This is a genomic window from Sedimenticola hydrogenitrophicus (genome assembly GCF_029017505.1).
Classification (GTDB): Bacteria; Pseudomonadota; Gammaproteobacteria; order Chromatiales; family Chromatiaceae; genus Sedimenticola; species Sedimenticola hydrogenitrophicus_A.
The window spans coordinates 1-23,333 of sequence record NZ_JAQGEI010000051.1; the positions used below are offsets into that span (position 1 = coordinate 1).

General features: G+C 60.7%; 16 protein-coding genes and 1 CRISPR repeat array. Of the genes, 13 read left to right on the forward strand and 3 right to left on the reverse strand.

What is annotated here, in order from left to right; all coding sequences use genetic code 11:
* Positions 1 to 93 precede the first annotated feature (93 nt).
* The 3 genes from O9K64_RS21815 to O9K64_RS21825 are packed head-to-tail and all read right to left on the reverse strand — an operon-like array spanning position 94 to position 2,742.
* Positions 94 to 861 carry an efflux RND transporter periplasmic adaptor subunit gene (locus tag O9K64_RS21815; protein WP_275100237.1) on the reverse strand — a complete coding sequence of 256 codons (768 nt, stop codon included), beginning with the start codon at positions 859 to 861 and terminating at the stop codon, positions 94 to 96.
* Entirely contained in the window at positions 861 to 2,177 is a 1,317-nt protein-coding gene (locus tag O9K64_RS21820) for a TolC family protein (RefSeq protein ID WP_275100238.1), read from the reverse strand. Before O9K64_RS21820 ends, O9K64_RS21815 begins: the two co-directional genes overlap by 1 nt.
* Before the next feature lie 19 nt (positions 2,178 to 2,196).
* Positions 2,197 to 2,742, reverse strand: a complete 546-nt coding sequence (locus O9K64_RS21825) for a thioredoxin family protein (RefSeq protein WP_275100239.1) — start codon at positions 2,740 to 2,742, stop codon at positions 2,197 to 2,199.
* A 666-nt stretch (positions 2,743 to 3,408) separates the two neighbouring features.
* On the opposite strand from O9K64_RS21825, the gene O9K64_RS21830 reads away from it, so the two are divergent.
* From O9K64_RS21830 to cas2e, 13 genes are all read left to right on the forward strand, one after another.
* Positions 3,409 to 4,374 (forward strand): helix-turn-helix transcriptional regulator, encoded by a 966-nt coding sequence (locus tag O9K64_RS21830; protein WP_275100240.1) that lies wholly within the window; start codon positions 3,409 to 3,411, stop codon positions 4,372 to 4,374.
* Between the two features lie 212 nt (positions 4,375 to 4,586).
* Complete coding sequence (locus O9K64_RS21835; RefSeq protein ID WP_275100241.1) at positions 4,587 to 4,973, forward strand: HIRAN domain-containing protein; 387 nt, start codon at positions 4,587 to 4,589, stop codon at positions 4,971 to 4,973.
* A 16-nt stretch (positions 4,974 to 4,989) separates the two neighbouring features.
* A complete protein-coding gene (cas3, locus tag O9K64_RS21840; RefSeq protein WP_275100242.1) occupies positions 4,990 to 7,704 on the forward strand; it encodes a CRISPR-associated helicase Cas3' in 2,715 nt (904 codons plus the stop codon).
* 283 nt (positions 7,705 to 7,987) lie between these two features.
* Positions 7,988 to 9,625 (forward strand): type I-E CRISPR-associated protein Cse1/CasA, encoded by a 1,638-nt coding sequence (casA, locus tag O9K64_RS21845; RefSeq protein WP_275100243.1) that lies wholly within the window; start codon positions 7,988 to 7,990, stop codon positions 9,623 to 9,625.
* A complete protein-coding gene (casB, locus tag O9K64_RS21850; RefSeq protein WP_275100244.1) occupies positions 9,615 to 10,115 on the forward strand; it encodes a type I-E CRISPR-associated protein Cse2/CasB in 501 nt (166 codons plus the stop codon). The genes casA and casB overlap by 11 nt, the downstream gene beginning before the upstream one ends.
* A 34-nt stretch (positions 10,116 to 10,149) precedes the next feature.
* Positions 10,150 to 11,211, forward strand: coding sequence for a type I-E CRISPR-associated protein Cas7/Cse4/CasC (cas7e, locus tag O9K64_RS21855; protein WP_275100245.1), 1,062 nt, complete (start codon positions 10,150 to 10,152; stop codon positions 11,209 to 11,211).
* A gap of 4 nt (positions 11,212 to 11,215) precedes the next feature.
* Positions 11,216 to 11,956 (forward strand): type I-E CRISPR-associated protein Cas5/CasD, encoded by a 741-nt coding sequence (cas5e, locus tag O9K64_RS21860; protein WP_275100246.1) that lies wholly within the window; start codon positions 11,216 to 11,218, stop codon positions 11,954 to 11,956.
* Entirely contained in the window at positions 11,956 to 12,633 is a 678-nt protein-coding gene (cas6e, locus tag O9K64_RS21865; RefSeq protein WP_275100247.1) for a type I-E CRISPR-associated protein Cas6/Cse3/CasE, read from the forward strand. Before cas5e ends, cas6e begins: the two co-directional genes overlap by 1 nt.
* Before the next feature lie 45 nt (positions 12,634 to 12,678).
* Entirely contained in the window at positions 12,679 to 13,611 is a 933-nt protein-coding gene (locus O9K64_RS21870; RefSeq protein ID WP_275100248.1) for a DUF5655 domain-containing protein, read from the forward strand.
* A gap of 97 nt (positions 13,612 to 13,708) precedes the next feature.
* Positions 13,709 to 13,963, forward strand: coding sequence for a type II toxin-antitoxin system Phd/YefM family antitoxin (locus O9K64_RS21875; protein ID WP_275100249.1), 255 nt, complete (start codon positions 13,709 to 13,711; stop codon positions 13,961 to 13,963).
* A 24-nt stretch (positions 13,964 to 13,987) separates the two neighbouring features.
* Positions 13,988 to 14,242 (forward strand): Txe/YoeB family addiction module toxin, encoded by a 255-nt coding sequence (locus O9K64_RS21880; protein ID WP_275100250.1) that lies wholly within the window; start codon positions 13,988 to 13,990, stop codon positions 14,240 to 14,242.
* Entirely contained in the window at positions 14,242 to 15,153 is a 912-nt protein-coding gene (gene cas1e / locus O9K64_RS21885; protein ID WP_275100251.1) for a type I-E CRISPR-associated endonuclease Cas1e, read from the forward strand. The genes O9K64_RS21880 and cas1e overlap by 1 nt, the downstream gene beginning before the upstream one ends.
* Positions 15,134 to 15,442, forward strand: a complete 309-nt coding sequence (gene cas2e / locus O9K64_RS21890; RefSeq protein WP_275100252.1) for a type I-E CRISPR-associated endoribonuclease Cas2e — start codon at positions 15,134 to 15,136, stop codon at positions 15,440 to 15,442. Before cas1e ends, cas2e begins: the two co-directional genes overlap by 20 nt.
* Before the next feature lie 92 nt (positions 15,443 to 15,534).
* Positions 15,535 to 23,258: a CRISPR direct-repeat array (repeat unit 29 nt; unit sequence GTGTTCCCCGCACCCGCGGGGATGAACCG).
* The last annotated feature ends 75 nt before the right edge of the window (positions 23,259 to 23,333 follow it).

Sequence of the window (23,333 nt, forward strand, 5' to 3'; positions counted from 1 at the left end):
GTAACCCATCGATCCGGAGCTTTGTTGGCCACGTTCGCCAAAGGCGTAATCCGGCAACTGCGGACGCGGCATAATGCTGTACAACCCTTGCCCCTACTCCAGGGTATGGATCACCAGCGGCAGGCCGGTCCGCGCCGGCAGCCCCTCGGGACGACCGAACATCACGCGCAGTTCATACAGCGGCGCCCCGTTGCCGGCCGTCTCCACTGGCTCCAGTCCGACCCGGTCTATCCGCGCCTCGAGCCGCTGCCCGCTCACTTCCACGCTGGCCCCGGCACCGCTCTCCAGGCGCGCAGCCAATTCGGCACCGATGGCCGCGCGGGCGACCAGCCGGTCGTCCCGCGCCAGCTCGATCAGGGTCTCGGCACGCAGGCCATTGATCACCGCCTGACCCGGCTGGGCGGTCACGCTGATCACCAGCCCGGAAAAGGGCGCCTCGATACGGCTCTGCCGCAGCAGGATACGCGCCTCGGCCAGATCCGCCCGGGCCTTGTGCCAGGTCGCCTTGGCGCGTGCCTCGCCGATCTGGGCCAGCTGCAGGTCATGATCCGACAGCACCGTGCGGTCATACAGCTCGGTGGAGCGCTCCAGCTCCCGCGCCCCCTCGTCCCGGTTCTGCCGCGCCTCTTCGAGTTCGGCCTCGGCCCGGACAATCCGCGCCCGCAGATGGCTGTCGTCCAGGGCCACCAGCAGTTGACCTTTTTCCACCCGCTGGCCGGGCCTGACGGCAACGTCGGCGATCACCCCCGAGACGGTCAGCCCCAGGCCGACCCGCTGACTCCAGTCCAGGGTGGCGCTCAGCTCTTCAGCCGCCGCCGTATGCATCAGCAGCGTCGCCAGCACTAGCAGTATCCGCTTCATTATTGTTGTTCCTCCACAGCCCTTGCCTCGTGTTCTATAAGTGTCCCGCGCAGGGCATCGAGATTGGCCCAGGCCATGGCCAACTCGTAGTCGGCCATGGCCTGCTGCAATTGATAGTCGGATATCTGCGCCTGCGCATCTCCCAGGTCCGACTTCACCTCCAGCTCATAGAGGGCACGGCTGCGGTCGATGTAGAGATCGCGGTAGGCGCCCAACGCCGCCATCTCCTTCTGCTTGTCCCGCAGGACCTGGATCTCCAGCCAGAGATCCAGCACCGCCTGGCGTAGTTCCAGCTCACCGCTGGCGAGCAGCGCCTGCTGCTGTTGCAGCCGCGCAATCTGTTTGGCCAGCGCGGCGTCGTAACCGCTGCTGAACAGCGGCACCTCGATCACCAGCGCCGCCGCCAGCGGGTCGCGGGTACTGGTGACCCGGTTGTACGCCGCCGCCTCCACCTCGCCATGGATGGTGGGGCCATAGTAGGAGCGCGCCGCCCGTACCTCGGCCTGGGCCGCCTCCACCTGGCGGCGCAGGGTGCGCAGGCGCGGGTTGTTGTTCAGCGCCTCCTCGGTCAACGGGGCCACCTCGGGCAGCCCCCGCTCAAGCGCTAACGGCGGCGCGGCCAGGGTGCCGGAGAGTTGTTCGGGACGATTCAGGCTGATGGCCAGCTTCAGGCGGCTGGCACGCTGTTGATTGCGGCTGCGCTGCCACTCCGTGCGCCGCTGCTGAAACAGGCTCTCCAGCTCCAGCACCTCGATATCGGAAAGCTGACCCTGCTCTTGACGTTGCCGAGCCTTGTCCCAGTGCAGATAACCCATGGTCATCGCTTCGTTGTCACGGATGTACTGCAGGTCGGCCAGCAGCACGTCGAAATAGTCGCGCATGATGGACAGACGGCGCTGCTGGCGCGCCTCCAGATAGGACCACTCGCTGCCCTCCAGCGCGGCAGCGGAGGCCTGTTGCGCCGCCTCGCTGTGACCAAAATCGTACAGCCGCTTGCGCATCTTCAGGCGCAGGCTGCTGTCGTTGTTGGTGCCCTCCACGGCACGGTGGGAGGGGTGTACCGCGCGCAGCGAGCCCGTGAGCCCGACGTTCCAGCCGCCCTCCGCCTCGGTCAGATCCCGCATGGCCCGGCGCTCATCCACCCGCGCCTGCTGCAGGGTCAGCGCCGGGTGGGACTCATCGGCCAGCGACAGGGCGTACTCCAGGGTCAGGGGTTCCGGGAGCCTGGCCTCCTCGGCGGCCAGGGCGGGCGCCAGCAGCGCCACTGGAAACATCACCAGAGGCAGCAGTCGCTTGAGCATCGGTTTATGCTTCATTTATGCGCTCCGGCAGCGTTCAGTTGGCTTGTTGTCTGGCGCGCTTATAGCGGGTAAAACTCATCTCCCGGAACACCTCATCGACCACGTATTCGCCAAACCACTGAAACTCCTCCGGGCCGTTGGTGGCCCCGGTGTAGCGGGCACCCTTGATCGGATCGCCGTTGAGATCGAAGAAGGCGAACACCGGAGTCGCGCGGACCCGGTTGCCCTTGAAGGCAAAATCCTTCTCTGTGGTCAGATGGCCCTTGAAGTCGGTGATCTCGACATCGCCCTCGATATCGACACTCAGCACCAGGAAGTGCTGTTTGAAATAATCCTGGATCTCCGGCTGATTGAGCACCGTCTGCTTCATGCGATGACAGAAGGGGCACTCATCCATCTCGAACATGATCAGAATGGCCTTTTTGCCGTCCTGCCGGGCCGTCTCCAGCTCCTCGCTGAAATCCCCCAGCGTCTGGTCGAAAAAGTACCGGCCGGGATCGCGCGGAGTGCCGCCCTGGGCCGCCAGCATCACCAGAGAGAACACCAGGCCCAGACCGAGCCGTTGCATAAGTCGCATCATCACACCTCCTCCTCAACTGCCGCACGCTTTTCTAGTTATGTGTGCACAAGCCCCACCGGCCGACCCATAATACACCCGGCGTCCGTGAGGACATGACCGCAGTATATCTTCAGATCGTATCAACAAGAGATAGTGGTTTTCACCAACAAGCCCCCTCGGGATCACCAAAGCCGCAGACAGAAAGGATAGCTCCAACGCAATCGCAATTGTAAATCAAGTTTCGGAGTTCGCAGTACTTGTAGGGTGGATAAGCTTGCGCATCCACCGCCATCCGATTCATTGTGGATGCGCTGATGCTTATCCTCCCTACGAGAAGTGGTACAGGGATGTACCGTTTACGGACCTAAGGATGGAATTCAGCGATTCGGGCTTTGTGAAATGAACTCCGAAACTTGAGTTGTAAAAAAGGGTGGCGTGGGAATGCCACTGTGATCCCCCCTGGCCTTTTCTGAACCCCTGTCTCTGCCGCAAGCCCATCGTGGAGCCGGAATCAGTTAACGAGGGCGGTCGAAGTCTTGAACAGGCACAGTGTTCGTGTGTATTGTGGTCGCCAGGTAAATGAATCGAATTCCTCAGCACTTTACGAGGTTATTTCCGCAGGTCAGCGAGGTGGCTCGCTTAATACGGCAGCCGCCAGAGATAACAACAATAAATCAGGGATCGACCGTGGGCGTCACCAGCCGAATATTCCAGTTACACCAGCTGCTAAAAAAGGAACGCCGCCTCTCGCTGCAGCGGATGATGGAGCGTCTCGAGGTCTCCAGGGCGACCATCAAACGCGACCTGGACCTGCTGCGCGATCAACTCGGAGCCCCGCTGATCTACGACCGGCACGACAATGCCTACCACTACGATACCAACCAAGGCGAATTCGAGCTTCCGGGACTCTGGTTCAATAAAAGCGAACTCTACGCCCTCCTTGCCAGCGAGCAGTTGCTGGAGAGCGTACAGCCGGGGTTCCTCGGCCCTCACATCGGCCCGTTGAAGACCCGCATCCGCGCCCTGCTGGAGAAGAGCGGCCATACCAGCGACACTGTCACCTCCCGCATCGTGCTGCAGCCGATGGGCAGTCGCGGTCTGGAAAGCCACTGTTTCGGCACTGTCGCCGGTGCCGTGCTGGATGGCAATGTGCTCGATATCGACTACCACGGCAGGGGGAAGGGGGAACGGACCCGGCGACGGATCCACCCCTATCGTCTGCTCCACTACCGCGATAACTGGTATGCCATCGCCTGGTGTGAATCAGCGGATGCACTGCGCACCTTCTCGCTGGACCGGATCACGGATGCCCATATCCAGGCCATTCCGCAACGCCAGATCGATGAAGAGGCGCTCAAACGCCACCTCAATGCAGGCTTCGGTATCTTCGCCGACGAGCCGAACGACTGGGCGGTGCTACGTTTTTCGCCGCGCATGTCCCGTTGGGTCGCCGACGAACAGTGGCATCCCAAGCAGATCGGAAAGTGGCTTGGCGAATGCTATGAACTACACGTTCCCTATGCCAATCCCACGGAGCTGCTGATGGATATCCTCAAATATGGCCCGGATGTGGAGGTGGTGGCGCCGGTGGCGCTCAGTGCCATGGTGGAGGAACGACTGCGCCAGGCGTTGCGCCACTACAAAAAGACGTGAGCCGGACGGTCGCAGGATCGATATATGAATCGGTTATCGAGCCGAGTCCTCTCGGCGAATCGATCAGGCTCATTATATGAGTCTCTCATCCGCTAGAGTCGGAAGACCCAAGGCAACATCCGGCGAAGGTCGGAAAAAGCGCAAAGCGCCTTAACCGACTGAGAGTCAGCCCGAAGGCCAAGCGAAGCGAATAATCCAGGAGGGAGCAAACCATGTTACGACGTATATTTCTCAAAGCCCTCATCGGCTTGGCCGGTCTGCCGGTCGCCACAAGGCTGCAGGCGAAAGAGATCAGGCCCATCCCTGTGCAGCGGTCACCGGTTGCCGGACTCCAATACCATCGGGGCGAAGAGGTATGGCCGCAGCTGCAGGCCGGCATGCCGCTGGAGCTGAAGCGCGAACCCGAAAACCGCTACGACCGCAAGGCCGTCGCCGTTTACTGGCAAGGCGCGCAGTTAGGCTATGTGCCGCGGGCGGAAAACCACGCCGTCGGCGCGATGCTCGACCGGGGCCAACCGGTCAAGGCCAGGATCAGTGCATTGTCACCGGGGGCTAACCCGTGGCGGCGGATCCAGATGGAAATCTACATAGAAAGCTAAAAGGGAAATGCGCAGCATGGAGCAGGTAAAACCACTGTATTACCGGTACTGGGGCAAGACCGCCGAAGAAGGCGGATATCACCTGCTGCCGTACCATTGCCTGGATGTGGCGGCGGTGGGCGAGGTCTTTCTCCGCCGCAATGTGCATGTTCGCCAGCGGTTGGCGCAGTTGCTTGGCCTTGACGAGGAGGCCCTCATCGTCCTGGTGGTCTTCTTCCTCGGCCTGCACGACATCGGCAAGTTCGCCCGTCACTTTCAGGCGCTCAATCCAGAACTGTTCCAGGCTCTGCAGGGAGAGAAGGCGGAGCTACCCTATGTACGGCACGACATACTGGGTGAGCTGCTGTGGCGCACCTATCTGCGGCCCTACTGTGTCGAGCGTGGCGTGCTGGAGGTACAAGGCGGACGCCGTCCCTCCTTCGATACCGCTGCCGATTACTGGCTGCATACTGTACTCGGCCACCACGGCAAGCCGGTGAGCCACGACGATAGTTCGGTGCGTGCCGTCCCGGCCGACTACTTCCCGGTTACAACGCAGGAAGCAGTTAAGGCCTTTTTCGAGCAGTGGCACGACCTGTGTAAGGTGGGCGAGGTGGTGCTTCCTTTACCGGATCGGGTGAGCGCCGCCTCCTGGTGGCTGGCCGGTCTGGCGGTGCTGTGCGACTGGCTGGGGTCAAATCAGGCATTTTTCCCGCCGGTCAGTGACGAGATGGCGCTGGATGAGTATTGGCAACAGGCGTTGCGCCAGGCGGAGCAGGCTGTGGTTGACGCGGGCATGGTGCCTGCCGAGACGGCGGAGCGTCGAGAACTTCCCACGCTTTTTGGTGGTGACTTCAGGGAGCCAACTCCGCTCCAGGCGCACTGCCTGCAAATGCCGCTGGAGGCGGGTGCGGGCCTCTATCTGTTGGAGGATGTCACCGGGGCGGGCAAGACCGAGGCGGCCTTGATCCTTGTACACCGACTGATGGCGGAGCAGGTGCAGCAAGGGGTCTACTTCGCCCTGCCGACCATGGCCACCGCCAATGCCATGTTCGATCGTATGAGCGCGGTCTATCGGGGACTCTATGCCGATGAGACAAAACCGTCCCTGGTGCTGGCGCACGGAGCGCGGCGCTTGCACGAAGGGTTCCGGGACGCCATCGGGAAGGTGCCCGAGGCCCATGCAGGGAACTATGGTGACGGCACTGAACCGGCGGAGTTCCACTGTGCCGCCTGGCTGGCAGACAGCCCGAAGAAATCGCTGCTGGCCGAGGTCGGGGTGGGAACGGTGGATCAGGCGGTTCTCGGGGTGCTCCCCTCCCGTCACCAGTCGCTGCGCCTCTTCGGCCTACTCGGCAAGGTACTGATTATCGATGAGGTCCACGCCTACGAGGCCTATCTCTTCCGCCTGCTCTGTGCCCTCATCACCTTCCACGCCGCCTCCGGCGGCAGCACCATCCTCCTCTCCGCCACCCTGCCGCACGGCCAGCGGCAGAAACTCCTTAACGCCTACTATACGGGGATAGGGAAGGCCGCGAAGAAGATAGAGAAAGTCGGCGACAAGGATTACCCGCTGTTGACCTGCGCAACCCCCCTGGACAAAAGCGAGAGTGTGTTGGACTCGCGCAAAGAGGTTTGTCGTACTGTCGGCGTGAGTCGCATCAATACCTTCGAGCAGGCTGAGGCGTTGATGCAGGAGGCGGTGTCGCAGGGAAAGTGTCTCTGCTGGATCCGCAATACCGTCCACGATGCCCGTGAAGCGTGGCGTGAGATCAAGGTGCTTCACCCCGATTGGGATATCGACCTTTTTCATGCCCGCTTTGCCATGGGCGACCGCCTGACCATCGAAAAGAGGGTGGTCAACCGGTTCGGCACGAAGGGGGACGGGGCCGAGCGCAAGGGACAGATCCTCATTGCCACCCCGGTGGTGGAGCAGTCCCTCGATATCGATTTCGACGGGATGATCAGCGATCTGGCGCCGATCGATCTCATTATCCAGCGCGCCGGGCGCCTGCATCGCCACAGCCGCGACCGCACTGGTCGTCGTATCAAGGGCAAGGACCAGCGCGACAGGCCTGTCATTTACCTCTTCGCCCCAGAAGCGGTGGATGAGCCTGACAGGGAGTGGTTTGCCAACTTCCTTTCCAAGGCGGCCTACGTCTATGACAACCACGCCCAGCTCTGGCTGGGGCTGCGGCTGTTGTGCAACAAGGGGGCATTCACCATGCCCGATGATGCGCGGGTGTTGATCGAGGGAGTCTATGGTGACGTGGAGCTGCCGCCGGGCCTGGAGGAGAGCTACATCGAGTCCGAGGGGGTGCAGAGCAGCGAGGGGAGCCTGGCCGACTACAACGCTCTTAAGGTCAACCTGCACTACGGCGAGACCGCCGGGGGGCGCTGGTGGGCGGAGGAGCGGGCACCCACCCGTCTCGGCGACAGCACCACTGTTTACCTCGGTCGTATCGATGGTGAATCCATCGTACCACTGCGCGGTCCGGGTGATTTTCCTTGGCACCTTTCATCGGTTTCAGTGCTCACCTCCCGCATCGCCAGCGCGAACAGGCCTGCTGGGATTTCGGAAAAAGAGTGGAAGCGAACGGTGGAACAGCTCCCCGCCAAGGGGAAGTGGGGCGTGTTGCTGGCGCTGGACGAAAAGCTGGAAGGCGTTGCAGTCAACAAACGGGGAGAGGCAGTAGCCGTGCGCTACAGCGAAAAGGAAGGGTTGTTGGTGGGGGATGAGTGTGGGGATTGACCCCACACTCACAAATCCCCGCTTAGCGGGGAACGAACTCTCATTACCTACTCTTAACGGTTCAACCCAAAAAATTTGGGAACAACACATAGGATAACATTTGTTTTTTTAAATTTTCTACACTTAACTTGCAAGTTTATGAATCTTGCCCTAGTATCTTCTCCATCGTGATGGGAGGAGAGCCTGTGATGTCGATTGTGGTGAAGATCACCCTGAAGCTGAAACAGTGGTTCAGTTTAGAGATGGAGCTTTCAAGGAAAACAGAAAAAGAAGGGAAATAACAATGAGTTATATAAATTTAATCACTGACCCATGGATTCCCGTGCGGCGCAAAAGCGGTGCCCGGGAGCTGATCGCACCATGGGCCATTACAGATGGGCACGACAGCAATCCAATCATCGCCCTGGATGCTGCCCGGGCAGACTTCAAAGGAGCGCTAGCACAGTTTCTCATCGGCCTGCTGCAAACCGCTGCGGCCCCGGAGCCGGACAAGGGGATTGATTGGAACCACTGGCTGGAGGAGCCGCCAGCACCGGAGACGCTGAAAACCCTGTTCATGCCCCATGCCGAGAGCTTCGAACTCGGCGGTGAAGGACCGAGGTTCCTGCAGGACTACACGCCGTTGAGTGACGAGCCCAAACCGATCGCTGCCCTGTTTATCGAGATACCAGGTGCCAATGCCCTGCGCAACAACACCGACCACTTTATCAAGCGTGGCGGTATCAACGGGATCTGCCCCGCCTGTGCGACTGCGGCGCTCCTTACCCTGCAGACCAATGCACCGAGCGGTGGCGTGGGTCACCGCACTTCACTACGCGGAGGCGGGCCACTGACCACCCTCGTGGTACTCGACCCAAAGGGGGAGCAACTAGAGGCGACCCTGTGGCGTGACCTCTGGCTCAACGTCCTGCCCCAGGCACAGGTTGAGCAGCTTACTGGCAACCGCAGCCTGGCCCGGTCGGCAGCCATCTTTCCCTGGCTAGCGCCCACCCGCACTAGTGAAAAGGATGGTATCGAGACCCTGCCGGATGATGCCCACCCCCTGCAGATGTACTGGGGGATGCCGCGGCGAATCCGGCTGGAGCTGGACGACTTGCGGAAGGGGGTGTGCGATATCTGTGCCACGCCGGATGTGCCGCTAGTTACCCGCTACGTGACGAAGAACTACGGGGTCAATTACAGTAGCGCCTGGGAGCATCCGCTCAGCCCTCACTATATCGACGAGAAGAGCGGGATGCCGATGCCGAGCCATGCCCAGCCGGGCGGCTTCAGTTACCGCCAGTGGAGCAGTTGGGTTGTGCCTGGCAATGGAAGAAAGCCCGCGCAGGTGGTTGCGTATTTTAGTAGGGAGCGCAACGCGCTGAAGGATGTCCAGCTACGTACGTGGGCCTTCGGTTACGACATGGATAATATGAAGGCGAGGGCGTGGTATGAAACCACGGTGCCGCTTTACCTCCTGCCCGAGGGGGAGGGGCGTGAGCGTTTCATCCGGCAGGTGGATAACCTCATCGGGGCGGCGACACAGACCGCCTACTACGTCCAGGGGGCAGTAAAGGAGGCGTGGTTCAAACGTCCTGGCGACGCCAGGGGGGATACCACCTTTTTGCGGCAGGAGTTTTTCGATCGCACCGAGGCCGAATTCTACAGCCTGCTGCGAGATAGTCATGAGGCGGCGTTGCACGGCGGTGAAGAAGTGTCCTTACGCGAGCGCTGGCTGCAGCGACTGCGTCGTGAGGCTGAGCGGCTGTTTGGCGAGCGGGCGGAGAGCGGCGCGCTGGATGTGGGGGAGCTAGCGCGCATCGCACGAGCCCATACCAGCCTACTGAAGAAGCTGCGCGGCAACAAACTCTATGAAATTCTCGACCTGCCAAAACCGAAGAAGGAAAAGAAAAAAGTGAAGGAGACAGCCGATGAAACTTGAGTTCAAGAGTGATAAGGCAGCGGGTGAAATCCTCGCCGCCTGGTGGGAGGCGCTACAGCGCGATAGCGGAGGCCGAGCCCAGCTACGCCGTTGCAAGAATCCAGAGGAGGTCATGCTCGAGCCGACCTTTCACCGCCTGCTAAACCGCCTTCAGCCTCTGGCCGAGAAGAGTGGGGAGGAGTTATGTGAGGGTGATCTCTATCGCCTCGCCGCTATCGCCGGGTTGCTTGCCCATGTCACGGGCAGAGACAACAAACCGCTGGCAGAGAGAATGGCTGAGTCGAAAGGGGGACGGCCCCTGTTCAGCTCCCTGCGATTTCGCCGTCTGCTCAAGGAGCCGCTGACCGATCTATATCCGGCGATGATACGCGTGATCCGCCAACTGGACAAAAAGGCCAACCTCTTCGATCTGGCCAACACAATTTTCTATTGGGGGGATACGGTGCGCAAGCGCTGGGCCATGGCCTACTTCCCGAAAGTAGTGGACTGACCAAACAGTATTCTATCGACACAAGGAGCAAGTCATGACCCGTTTTGTACAACTCCATCTTCTTACTTCATATCCGCCGGCCAATCTCAACCGCGATGATCTGGGGCGGCCCAAGACCGCCATCATGGGCGGTGCGCAGCGTCTGCGTATCTCCTCCCAAAGCCTAAAGCGCGCCTGGCGCACCTCCGATCTCTTTCAGCAGGCGCTTGACGGCCATGTCGGCATCCGCACCAAGGAGATGGGAAGGCAGGTATATAAAATACTCATCGACAGCGGCGTCACGGAGAAGAACGCCAAGGCGTGGGCAGGCGATATCGCCGGGGTGTTCGGCAAGATCAAGAAAGAGGACAAAAAGAACGATGATCTGCTGCACATGCTGGATATCGAGCAACTCGCCCACTTCAGTCCGGAAGAACGCGAGGCGATCAACAAACTGTGCAAAGTACTGGCTGGGCGCGACAGCGGACCGGACAAGGATGAGCTTGCTCTGTTAAAAAAGCAGCACAGCGCAGCGGATATAGCTCTGTTCGGCCGAATGCTTGCCAGCAATCCCTACTTTAACACCGACGCCGCTGCACAGGTGGCCCACGCCATCAGTGTGCACAAGGTAACAGTCGAGGATGACTTTTTTACCGCTGTGGATGATCTCAACACCGGTGAGGAGGACGTTGGTGCCGGACATATGGGTGAGACGGAGTTCGCCGCCGGACTTTTCTACCAATACATCTGTGTCGACCGTGAGCTGCTGAAGAAAAACCTGGGCGGTGACGGTTTGCTGGCCAACAAGACCTTGGCCGCCCTGACCGAGACGGCGGCAACCGTGGCACCCAGCGGTAAGCAGAACAGCTTCGCTTCTCGTGCGCGAGCTTCATATATCCTCGCCGAGAAGGGTAATCAGCAGCCCCGATCATTGTCGGTGGCGTTCCTCAAACCGGTAAACAGTGCCGATATGCTGGCTGAGTCGATCACGGCGCTGGAAAAGAGCGTATCGACGATGGATAAAGCCTACGGCGAGTGTGCAGACAGACGCTATGTGATGAGCCTTGCTTCCGGTGAGGGAAGCCTGAACGAGATCATCGACGGCATTACGGAGTGAGGCCATGAGTGACTATCTATTGTTTCGTCTCTATGGCCCTTTGGCATCATGGGGGGAGACCGCTGTCGGCGAGGTACGGCCCACGGCGACGTGGCCCGGTCGCTCAGCGATCATCGGTCTGCTGTCGGCGGCCATGGGCATCCGTCGTGATGAGGAGCAGCGCCTGCGTGAGCTGACCGACGCCTGTGGGGTGGCCGTCTGTGTCGAAAGGAGCGGAGAGCTGCTGCGGGACTACCACACCATACAGGTACCACCGGAACGCCGTGGTGTTCGCTACTTGACGCGGCGTGATGAACTCAACAGCGAGACGATCAATACCCTGCTCTCACAGCGAGACTATCGCAGCGATGCCTACTACCTTGTCGCGGTATGGGCCAAGAAAGCCGGTGATCAGGATACGCTCATTCGGTTGCAGGAGGCTTTGCAGAGACCTCGTTTCACTCTCTACCTGGGTCGCAAATCATGCCCGCCGACCCTGCCCCTGGCGCCGCAGATCATCCAGGCCGCTGACCTGCGCGAGGCATTCGACGAGGCCGATTTTGCCGATGTGCAGGTGCTGGCCTGGCTGCCGCAATCGGGGGAACGGATCTTCGTATGGGAGGACGGCACGAATGTGGGCATGGCGCCCATGCATGTTAGGCCCCGCCGGGACGAGCCGACCAGTCGCAAGCGCTGGCAATTCGGTGAACGGGATGAGTATTACCGTAGCGAACAACGCAAAGCCGTAACAGGGAGGGAGCTCTGATGTACTTCAGCCGAATCGAACTCAATCGCTCGGGAGCGGGTATTGCGCAACTGTTGAAAAAGATGTCGGCAGATGACTACCGCCACCATCAATTTATCTGGCAGCTGTTCCAGGGGGTGGATGAGCGCGACTTTCTCTATCGTCGGGAGGACGCCGGTAATTGGCCGCGCTACTACGCTGTCTCCGCCCGAGAGCCCAGCGACAACGGCGGCCTCTGGGCCATTGAGACCAAACCTTATGCGCCAAAGATCGGTGAAGGGTTGAGACTGGCTTTCAGCCTTCGGGTGAACCCGGTGGTTACCCGCAAAACCGATAGCGGCAAGCGTGTGCGTCATGATGTGGTGATGGACAGAAAGCGCCAGATTGGTTTTAAGACTTTGCCCAAAGCAGAGCGCCCCGCACTACAGGAGCTTATTCGTGATGCCGGGCTCGCTTGGCTCGAACAGCGCGCCTCCAACCATGGATTCCGGTTTGAAGAGGGGTTGGTGACTGTCGACGGTTATGAACAACACAAAAGTGTAAAGCGTAATGGCAATAATCCGATCAGTTTCAGCACTCTCGACTTTGGCGGGGTACTGACCGTGACCGACAAACAGGCATTTGAAGACATGCTCTTTTCCGGTATCGGTCCTGCGAAGGGCATGGGCTGTGGCATGCTGATGGTGCGGCGTATATGAAGTTCCGTCCGTAGTCGATAGCCTAGATGTGGAGGAATAACTCAAGTGCCACTATTTGAGAATAGCAACGGCTCGCTTGTCCCGGTGGAAAAGACCAATTTCGCCCTGGAAAAAGAGTTGCAGGGGCTGGTAGAGAGAAATCTGGGTGTGGTATTCAATTGTCGCTTCGTCGCCAGCGAGTTTTCCACTGGTCTGTTGCATTCGGGGCGTATCGATACCCTGGCGCTCTCCGAGGACAACAATCCCGTAATCATCGAGTACAAAAAAGTGGAATCTTCCGAGCTTATCAACCAAAGCCTCTTCTATCTGCACTGGATCCGTGATCACCGGGGCGATTTCGAGATCGCTGCCAGAAAGAGGCTAGGGGACGATGTAGTGGTTGACTGGAGCGATGTGCGGGTCATCTGTCTGGCGCCGGGCTATAAAAAGTACGATCTGCACGCGGTCCAGGTGATGGGCGCCAATATCGAGCTGTGGAGGTATCAGTTGTTCAAAAAAGGTGTCTTGCACCTCGAGGAGGTCTTTCAGGCCAACAAGGTGCAGACTACCATGACTGAAGTGGGAAAGAATCCGGTCATGGTGGAGGCTGGCAAAAAAGCAGCACAGGTAAGAGCCACCGCAAGCTATTCCGTCGAAGAGCACTTAGAAGGCAAGACTGTACAGGTGCAATCGCTTCTCCAAGGCGCAAGAGAGATGATCCTCGACTTGGATGAGGCCATCGAGGAAGTGCCTAAAAAATTCTACATTGCTTACAAGACTACGCAGAACCTCGTCTGTGTTGAGCCACAAAGCAAGGGGATTAAACTCTTTCTCAAGCTACGGGCAGGGGATGTGGTCGATCCGCCTACAGGCTACCGGGATGTCACCCAGATTGGGCACTACGGCACTGGCGATACGGAGTTCAGTATCACCACGGAATCGGAGCTCGAAGCGGTGAAGCCATTCATTGAGCTTGCCTATAACAAGTTGGGTGGGTAAACCCATGGGCTCCCAGCAGTCAAGTCCCTGACGGGCATTGCAGCGCAAGGGATGTACTGTACAATTAGATGTACATATTGCTTTTGAGAGTACTACGATGGACGCCATCCCCTACAGCACCGCCCGCGCCAACCTGGCGGGCACCATGGAGCAGGTCTGCGAAGACCACGCCCCGGTTATTATCACCCGTAAGGGCGCCGGGTCGGTGGTCATGATCTCGCTGGATGACTACCAGGCTCTGGAGGAAACGGCCTACCTGCTCCGCAGTCCGAAGAATGCCCGCCGCCTGCTCGAGTCCATCGCCGAGTTGGAGAGTGGGGGCGGCACCTTGCGAGAGTTGGCGGAGAAATAAATTGAGTTTACAGGGATGTAACCGATGAATCTGGTTTTCTCCGAGCACGCTTGGGAGGATTACCTCTACTGGCATAGCCGTGACAAACGGGTCGTAAAGCGTATCCACCAGCTGATACAAGCCATCATGCGGGAACCTTTTTCCGGAATCGGCAAGCCTGAGCCGCAGCGCCACGGCCTTTCCGGGTACTGGTCACGGCGTATCGACGAGGAGCACCGCATCGTCTACAAGATTTCCGACGACAGCCTCTTGATCGCCCAACTCAGGTACCACTACTAATGCTACCCGACCTCGGTCCTATCCCCATCAAGGAGCGCAACTCCATTCTCTTCGTTGAGCGTTGTCATGTCGATGTACGTGACAGCGCCTTTGTAATGATCGACAAAGAGGGCATACGCACCCATATCCCCGTCGGCGGCACCGCCTGCCTGCTGCTGGAACCTGGTGTCCGTTTATCACACCGGGCGGCTGCACTGGCGGCCAAGGTTGGAACTCTGCTCGTATGGGTCGGCGAAGGCGGTGTACGCCTCTATTCCGCGGGGCAACCCGGCGGTGCCCGCTCCGACAAACTGCTTTACCAAGCCAAGCTGGCCCTGGACGAACAACTGCGGCTCAAGGTAGTGCGTAAGATGTACGAACTCCGTTTCGGTGAGGAGCCACCCAGCCGCCGAAGTGTAGAACAACTACGCGGCATTGAAGGGGCTCGAGTCAAGAAAACCTATGAACTGCTGGCCAAGCGATATGGCGTGCCCTGGAAAGGGCGCCGCTACGACCAGCAAGAGTGGGAAAGCGCCGACATACCCAATCGATGCCTCTCTGCCGCCACTGCCTGTCTTTACGGCGTGACGGAGGCGGCTGTCCTGGCGGCCGGTTACGCACCTGCTATCGGATTCGTCCACACCGGAAAACCGCTCTCGTTTGTTTATGATATTGCAGATATTGTCAAATTCGAAACGGTTGTCCCGGTGGCCTTCAAAATCGCGGCCAAAGTAACGAGTAACCCCGAGAGACAGGTTCGCCTCGCCTGTCGCGACATCTTCCGTGAAAGCAAATTACTGGACAAAATAATCCCCCTGATCAACAACGTACTCGCAGCGGCTGGTGAAGAACTGCCAAAACCCGCACCGGAAGCAGTTCAGCCCGCCATTCCCAACAAAGAGGGCCTGGGTAATGATGGTCATCGTAACTGAGAATGCACCACCCAGACTTCGCGGCCGACTGGCTGTGTGGCTGCTGGAGATCCGCGCAGGCGTCTATGTAGGTGACTATTCGGTAAAAGTCCGCAATATGATCTGGGAGCAAGTTGAGGCCGGTATCGATGAGGGCAACGCGGTGATCGCTTGGCGTGAGAAAAATGAATCCGGATTTGACTTCAAAACACTGGGCGCGAACCGCCGAATCCCTAAGGAAGTTGATGGCTTCAAACTCGTATCCTTCCTACCTGAAATCCCTGAACAGGAGGATTTCAGTGCTCTTTAACAATATGGAAAAAACCTTCAAAATGTGTCCGGAAAATCGGTGGAATTTTATCGGTTCGATTTCCATCGGTTAATCAATAAGTTACAGGAAGTGTGTTCCCCGCACCCGCGGGGATGAACCAGGCGGTTTCATTTTTTGGCGGCGGCGCGAGTTGTGTTCCCCGCACCCGCGGGGATGAACCGTCTGTGACTCTTGCCCCAGGTCTGTGGCCTGAGTGTTCCCCGCACCCGCGGGGATGAACCGTCTATCGTCTGCTGGGTGACTGTCTTCAGCTTGTGTTCCCCGCACCCGCGGGGATGAACCGTGGAGATCGCCATCAACGGCCATGTGTGGACCGGTGTTCCCCGCACCCGCGGGGATGAACCGCCGCACCGGCACTGGTAATCCACGCCGGGTAGGTGTTCCCCGCACCCGCGGGGATGAACCGTTTGGGCATCAACTTGGTCAGGGTTGCGGTTGGTGTTCCCCGCACCCGCGGGGATGAACCGTCTATCGCTCCCCCGCCACGATTGCCAACGCCGTGTTCCCCGCACCCGCGGGGATGAACCGTTATCGGCCAGTGCCCGGAACACGCTGGACGAGTGTTCCCCGCACCCGCGGGGATGAACCGACAGGGAGGGGAAAAGGTGCATGATATCCGAAGTGTTCCCCGCACCCGCGGGGATGAACCGTGGAGTTGGCATATCTTTCTTCATGCCAAGCTGTGTTCCCCGCACCCGCGGGGATGAACCGCTATTCTGGAGGCGTGCTTCGTTATTACAACAGTGTTCCCCGCACCCGCGGGGATGAACCGGGTTTTCGGCTGCTACTGCTTTACTTGCTCAGCGTGTTCCCCGCACCCGCGGGGATGAACCGGATTTGAGCACACATATCCTCAGCACATCATGGTGTTCCCCGCACCCGCGGGGATGAACCGCGCGAATGCAACAGCAGATATGCGCGCAGAAGGTGTTCCCCGCACCCGCGGGGATGAACCGATGATAGTGCCAATATTGAGTACCCTGCTAAAGTGTTCCCCGCACCCGCGGGGATGAACCGCCATTTTCCCCTGCATATGTACGCGGCACTCGGTGTTCCCCGCACCCGCGGGGATGAACCGACTTCGATGGCCTTGTATCTGAGTTACAAGACGTGTTCCCCGCACCCGCGGGGATGAACCGGAATTTCATGATATTTCTCCAGTTTTGAATTAGTGTTCCCCGCACCCGCGGGGATGAACCGACACGGGGGAAAATGTTATTCCGGTTTTTAATGTGTTCCCCGCACCCGCGGGGATGAACCGTTATATCCAAGAAAACCAAGCGATTTTCATACGTGTTCCCCGCACCCGCGGGGATGAACCGTCTTCATTTGGGCCAAGCAAGTCAGCAACCATGTGTTCCCCGCACCCGCGGGGATGAACCGGTGCCTGAAAATATTGCTTATGTGGCAAAGAAGTGTTCCCCGCACCCGCGGGGATGAACCGAAATGGCTACTCTAACCGCACCGATTACCTGGGTGTTCCCCGCACCCGCGGGGATGAACCGGCGAGGCGACCGGGTTAGGCCGGTATTCTAGCGTGTTCCCCGCACCCGCGGGGATGAACCGTCACTAATTCTCGCGCTTGCTCTAATATCAATGTGTTCCCCGCACCCGCGGGGATGAACCGGCTGATGAACCGCTGCCACGGACGGCGGCATTGTGTTCCCCGCACCCGCGGGGATGAACCGGGCGAGATAACCAGACTGATTACTAAAGCCAGGTGTTCCCCGCACCCGCGGGGATGAACCGCAAGATGCTGGCCGACCTGATACCTGGTGCCGGTGTTCCCCGCACCCGCGGGGATGAACCGTCTATCGTCTGCTGGGTGACTGTCTTCAGCTTGTGTTCCCCGCACCCGCGGGGATGAACCGGACGCGATGCGCAGCGGCCAGGACACCGAGATGTGTTCCCCGCACCCGCGGGGATGAACCGGCCATCCGAGAGTCGCACATCGTCGGGGATATGTGTTCCCCGCACCCGCGGGGATGAACCGGCCTGATCCTGGCCGCCGCCGATGCGCACCAGGTGTTCCCCGCACCCGCGGGGATGAACCGTTATCGGCCAGTGCCCGGAACACGCTGGACGAGTGTTCCCCGCACCCGCGGGGATGAACCGGCCCGTGCTTATTAACCTTGGAGGGACGAATGGTGTTCCCCGCACCCGCGGGGATGAACCGTTACCGGTGAGAATGTTACCCAGCCCGCTGAAGTGTTCCCCGCACCCGCGGGGATGAACCGTTCGTAGCGTGGTGGGCGATGTCGCCCGCGCCGTGTTCCCCGCACCCGCGGGGATGAACCGAGTTAGACAATGAGCGACAAATCGAAATATAGGTGTTCCCCGCACCCGCGGGGATGAACCGTTTAGGGACCTAAACCGGGATACCAAGGCGCGGTGTTCCCCGCACCCGCGGGGATGAACCGCACTTGTGGGTGCAGGCTATTTGATGGTACGTGGTGTTCCCCGCACCCGCGGGGATGAACCGCTGTTGATCCATGCTTACGCCTACAATGCCACGTGTTCCCCGCACCCGCGGGGATGAACCGGGCGTAGACAGCGGCAAGAAGTGCCCGCGTTCGTGTTCCCCGCACCCGCGGGGATGAACCGGGATACCAGTCAGCTCGACAACTTCGACGGGGTGTTCCCCGCACCCGCGGGGATGAACCGACCAGACCGGAAACCGGCGATTCTGGCCCCTCGTGTTCCCCGCACCCGCGGGGATGAACCGGTCCGACGCCTCCGGCGAATGATGCCGAGATCGTGTTCCCCGCACCCGCGGGGATGAACCGATCGTGCGGCTGAAAGGCGGGCACGCTCTGGAGTGTTCCCCGCACCCGCGGGGATGAACCGCTCGACGGCGCGAACCTCGACGGCGCGTACCTGTGTTCCCCGCACCCGCGGGGATGAACCGGTATGGGGATCAAATGATCTGCGGCCGGTGCGGTGTTCCCCGCACCCGCGGGGATGAACCGAGTGGATCGACGTGCTACCAGATAGGGATTCCGTGTTCCCCGCACCCGCGGGGATGAACCGGTCGGCCAGGCGATTTATGGCGACGGCATGACGTGTTCCCCGCACCCGCGGGGATGAACCGTTTAAGGAGTTACGAATCCTGAAAACACTGGAGTGTTCCCCGCACCCGCGGGGATGAACCGTGGTTCGTTTGGCTAATCAGTTCGAGACTCGTGTGTTCCCCGCACCCGCGGGGATGAACCGACGTTTGGCCCCGGCTTGCTGGAAATGAGTAGGTGTTCCCCGCACCCGCGGGGATGAACCGCTACCCTCGGAATCGCTCAGCGGACGGTCGAGGTGTTCCCCGCACCCGCGGGGATGAACCGTGTTCGCTTTCTACTCCAGCGTGCAGGCGGATGTGTTCCCCGCACCCGCGGGGATGAACCGCGGTATGGCGTGGCGTTTCGGGCGGTGTCCACGTGTTCCCCGCACCCGCGGGGATGAACCGTTAAATACGAACCCACTTTTCGATCTGAAAAGGTGTTCCCCGCACCCGCGGGGATGAACCGCAGGGTCAACCCGATAATCCACGGAATCGCCAGTGTTCCCCGCACCCGCGGGGATGAACCGGCATTCATCGCCCCGAAGGCGCGTACCGAGAAGTGTTCCCCGCACCCGCGGGGATGAACCGGCATCAATGGCTTTTTGTATGTGCTCGTTCATGTGTTCCCCGCACCCGCGGGGATGAACCGCGAGGGGATAACGAGGAGCGGATTGCCGGGGAGTGTTCCCCGCACCCGCGGGGATGAACCGTCCCGGCGAGGGGTCGATAGCTCATCAATCAGGTGTTCCCCGCACCCGCGGGGATGAACCGACTTCGCCCTGGCGGCTGCCGTTGTGGATGCCGTGTTCCCCGCACCCGCGGGGATGAACCGGGAATCGCGCCATAGACTTGATCGCCGACCGCGTGTTCCCCGCACCCGCGGGGATGAACCGTACCGGGCAGCCGCGGCGCACCCAGCCATCGAGTGTTCCCCGCACCCGCGGGGATGAACCGGTCATCTGGGGAGACGAAAGAGTAGCGTGATAGTGTTCCCCGCACCCGCGGGGATGAACCGGCCAGTAGAGCCGGCTTGGCGGCGGCTCCGGTCGTGTTCCCCGCACCCGCGGGGATGAACCGCTGCGATCGTTCACGATGTCCCTGGCGATCAGGTGTTCCCCGCACCCGCGGGGATGAACCGACCGAAACTTTCTGATTCCGGACCACGACCGGGTGTTCCCCGCACCCGCGGGGATGAACCGTCTACTCCCGGCAGCAGCCACTTACCGTCGCAGTGTTCCCCGCACCCGCGGGGATGAACCGTCGCTTTTCATATTCATATTCAACGAACGTCTGTGTTCCCCGCACCCGCGGGGATGAACCGATCGCGAACCCCGCCGCGTCCCAGCTCTTGGAGTGTTCCCCGCACCCGCGGGGATGAACCGTTCGAGAAAAAATCCTGATTGGTTATACCCGGGTGTTCCCCGCACCCGCGGGGATGAACCGGATTCAGTGGATAGCGTCGCCGAGGCTTTCGCGTGTTCCCCGCACCCGCGGGGATGAACCGGATGAATTCGCGGAACTTTCCGAGCAGATGCGGTGTTCCCCGCACCCGCGGGGATGAACCGCCGGACTCACCGCAGCGGTTGCCGGTGACCCGCGTGTTCCCCGCACCCGCGGGGATGAACCGCATTGACGAATACCAGAAATATGACGGATTTTAGTGTTCCCCGCACCCGCGGGGATGAACCGGTCGACATCTTGCGGCGTCACCGGGAGAACCGGTGTTCCCCGCACCCGCGGGGATGAACCGCTCCTCGGTAGCATGGCCGTGGCGCTCACCGCGTGTTCCCCGCACCCGCGGGGATGAACCGACTACTGGCAGGTTGTTCAGCAGCTCGTGGTGGTGTTCCCCGCACCCGCGGGGATGAACCGCGGGGCGCGTAATGTCAATAATGATCAGCATCGTGTTCCCCGCACCCGCGGGGATGAACCGTGAGCGGGTCGCGCCATGACCGGATGGTTAACCGTGTTCCCCGCACCCGCGGGGATGAACCGCACTATGAGCGCGGCGACTGGCTGGCCGCCCTGGTGTTCCCCGCACCCGCAGGGATGAACCGTTTGATGGCGCCGATGGCCTGTACGGCGAACGGTGTTCCCCGCACCCGCGGGGATGAACCGCAGAGCCCGATCGAGGTATGGCGCGCCTGGAAGTGTTCCCCGCACCCGCGGGGATGAACCGCCCTGCTCTTCCAGCCAGCGTAGTTCGGTGCGGTGTTCCCCGCACCCGCGGGGATGAACCGGACCAGATCCAGGCCATCCTGGATGCGCTGAAGTGTTCCCCGCACCCGCGGGGATGAACCGGCCGCCATCGATCGGGTGGATGGCCGTGTGGGGTGTTCCCCGCACCCGCGGGGATGAACCGCCGACCAGCCAGAACACCGCCACCATCGAGAGGTGTTCCCCGCACCCGCGGGGATGAACCGTCAATTCGTACCAGATTCCAAGGTCAAAATACGTGTTCCCCGCACCCGCGGGGATGAACCGCCGCTTAGCAGCATCTATTAGTTCCGCTCTAAGTGTTCCCCGCACCCGCGGGGATGAACCGGTTCAGCCAAATAGCACAATCTCGACGCCGAAGTGTTCCCCGCACCCGCGGGGATGAACCGGACACCAGCAGCAAGCCGCTGCGAGAACAGTTCGTGTTCCCCGCACCCGCGGGGATGAACCGGACCCTCTGACCGAGGGCGGGAGATGACCACGGTGTTCCCCGCACCCGCGGGGATGAACCGACGAAGACGAGTACCGCCATATATATCTGGGCGTGTTCCCCGCACCCGCGGGGATGAACCTTCCGGTTTATGAACTGCATGCACGTCGTCCAGGTGTTCCCCGCACCCGCGGGGATGAACCGCGGGTCGCGGCATGACCGGATGGTTATTGCGGGTGTTCCCCGCACCCGCGGGGATGAACCACCTGACCGCTGTATATGGCATGCTGGCCCGTGGTGTTCCCCGCACCCGCGGGGATGAACCGGATGACACCGATGCCGTCACCTACGTGTCCGGGTGTTCCCCGCACCCGCGGGGATGAACCGAAATGGGAATATTTTAAAATGCAATGTCCGGGGTGTTCCCCGCACCCGCGGGGATGAACCGTCGGTCATCGGGGACCAAAGTACAACTGTTGGGTGTTCCCCGCACCCGCGGGGATGAACCGCATCTTTCATGGCGATGAGTGCCGCCCCGAAGGTGTTCCCCGCACCCGCGGGGATGAACCGCAGGGTATGAGTCTGCGGGACGAAGAGAAGGGAGTGTTCCCCGCACCCGCGGGGATGAACCGTCGTAGTGCTTGCCGATCTGGCGCCTGGCGAAGTGTTCCCCGCACCCGCGGGGATGAACCGGCGGTCAAGTGGTGCTCCGAGGTGGAAACGAAGTGTTCCCCGCACCCGCGGGGATGAACCGCCACGTTTCCCCTCGTTCGCTATGATCAGCTGGTGTTCCCCGCACCCGCGGGGATGAACCGGTAGGTTGTATCCCAGTTACTACAAGTAGCCGGTGTTCCCCGCACCCGCGGGGATGAACCGGCCACCCGGTCGGGACGCCAGAAGAGAAGATCGTGTTCCCCGCACCCGCGGGGATGAACCGATCGCGTCACCATGCTGGCTCCGGAACTGGTCGTGTTCCCCGCACCCGCGGGGATGAACCGAAGGTACGCTCTGCGGCAGAAGCCGGCGAGGCGTGTTCCCCGCACCCGCGGGGATGAACCGATCCAGAAGCCGAGCCATGCCAATCCAGTGTTGTGTTCCCCGCACCCGCGGGGATGAACCGTAGGTGTCACTGTGTATCTCTCCTGTAGGTACGTGTTCCCCGCACCCGCGGGGATGAACCGGATTGCTTTGTGCTTACGTGCGCCGTGCGCCGGTGTTCCCCGCACCCGCGGGGATGAACCGGGGCCGCAGCAGGGTAAGCCTGTGGAACGGTCGTGTTCCCCGCACCCGCGGGGATGAACCGATTCGACATTCGACGCGGTTGCTATGGTAGCGGTGTTCCCCGCACCCGCGGGGATGAACCGCGCCTGAAGCGTAACGAACCGACGAACACCAAGTGTTCCCCGCACCCGCGGGGATGAACCGAGAGTGACCTGCGCTACTTCAACCGGGCCCAGGTGTTCCCCGCACCCGCGGGGATGAACCGGAGTGGGGATGGCATTGGGTATTTCCAGCGGCGTGTTCCCCGCACCCGCGGGGATGAACCGCCTTACCGGTAATCCCTGCCATAAGGCCCAACGTGTTCCCCGCACCCGCGGGGATGAACCGTCGCCCCCAATATGGGGCGCCCTGACCCGGTTGTGTTCCCCGCACCCGCGGGGATGAACCCGTATATAGATCCCTTACAAGCACAAAAGAAACGTGTTCCCCGCACCCGCGGGGATGAACCGCAACCCCACTTTTCATATAGGGGTGGGAGGGGGTGTTCCCCGCACCCGCGGGGATGAACCGATACCCAATAACTCAAACCTAACCGATACCCAGTGTTCCCCGCACCCGCGGGGATGAACCGGTAAGTGTCCGAGTAGGCAACAGAAACATAGGGTGTTCCCCGCACCCGCGGGGATGAACCGGATCTCAAGCAACTCAGCATGCTTGGCCTTGGGTGTTCCCCGCACCCGCGGGGATGAACCGCCCGATATGAATACCGGGCTAAGAAATGGGCAGTGTTCCCCGCACCCGCGGGGATGAACCGTACATGAACAGACAGTTCACGAAACCGAAGGCGTGTTCCCCGCACCCGCGGGGATGAAAAGCAGCTGGATATGTTCTATTGATTCTGGCTGTGTGAGCATGCGTTTTATCCGATTTTGTCTGTTCATGCCGCCACT

What these genes read in the sequence shown, in the direction of transcription:
- O9K64_RS21835 (WP_275100241.1), top strand. Translation starts at nt 4,587, where the DNA reads ATGTTACGACGTATATTTCTCAAAGCCCTCATCGGCTTGGCCGGTCTG.
- O9K64_RS21880 (WP_275100250.1), top strand. Translation starts at nt 13,988, where the DNA reads ATGAATCTGGTTTTCTCCGAGCACGCTTGGGAGGATTACCTCTACTGG.
- cas2e (WP_275100252.1), top strand. Translation starts at nt 15,134, where the DNA reads ATGATGGTCATCGTAACTGAGAATGCACCACCCAGACTTCGCGGCCGA.
- cas3 (WP_275100242.1), top strand. Translation starts at nt 4,990, where the DNA reads ATGGAGCAGGTAAAACCACTGTATTACCGGTACTGGGGCAAGACCGCC.
- cas1e (WP_275100251.1), top strand. Translation starts at nt 14,242, where the DNA reads ATGCTACCCGACCTCGGTCCTATCCCCATCAAGGAGCGCAACTCCATT.
- O9K64_RS21875 (WP_275100249.1), top strand. Translation starts at nt 13,709, where the DNA reads ATGGACGCCATCCCCTACAGCACCGCCCGCGCCAACCTGGCGGGCACC.
- casB (WP_275100244.1), top strand. Translation starts at nt 9,615, where the DNA reads ATGAAACTTGAGTTCAAGAGTGATAAGGCAGCGGGTGAAATCCTCGCC.
- O9K64_RS21815 (WP_275100237.1), bottom strand. Translation starts at nt 861, where the DNA reads ATGAAGCGGATACTGCTAGTGCTGGCGACGCTGCTGATGCATACGGCG.
- O9K64_RS21825 (WP_275100239.1), bottom strand. Translation starts at nt 2,742, where the DNA reads ATGATGCGACTTATGCAACGGCTCGGTCTGGGCCTGGTGTTCTCTCTG.
- O9K64_RS21820 (WP_275100238.1), bottom strand. Translation starts at nt 2,177, where the DNA reads ATGAAGCATAAACCGATGCTCAAGCGACTGCTGCCTCTGGTGATGTTT.
- cas5e (WP_275100246.1), top strand. Translation starts at nt 11,216, where the DNA reads ATGAGTGACTATCTATTGTTTCGTCTCTATGGCCCTTTGGCATCATGG.
- casA (WP_275100243.1), top strand. Translation starts at nt 7,988, where the DNA reads ATGAGTTATATAAATTTAATCACTGACCCATGGATTCCCGTGCGGCGC.
- cas6e (WP_275100247.1), top strand. Translation starts at nt 11,956, where the DNA reads ATGTACTTCAGCCGAATCGAACTCAATCGCTCGGGAGCGGGTATTGCG.
- cas7e (WP_275100245.1), top strand. Translation starts at nt 10,150, where the DNA reads ATGACCCGTTTTGTACAACTCCATCTTCTTACTTCATATCCGCCGGCC.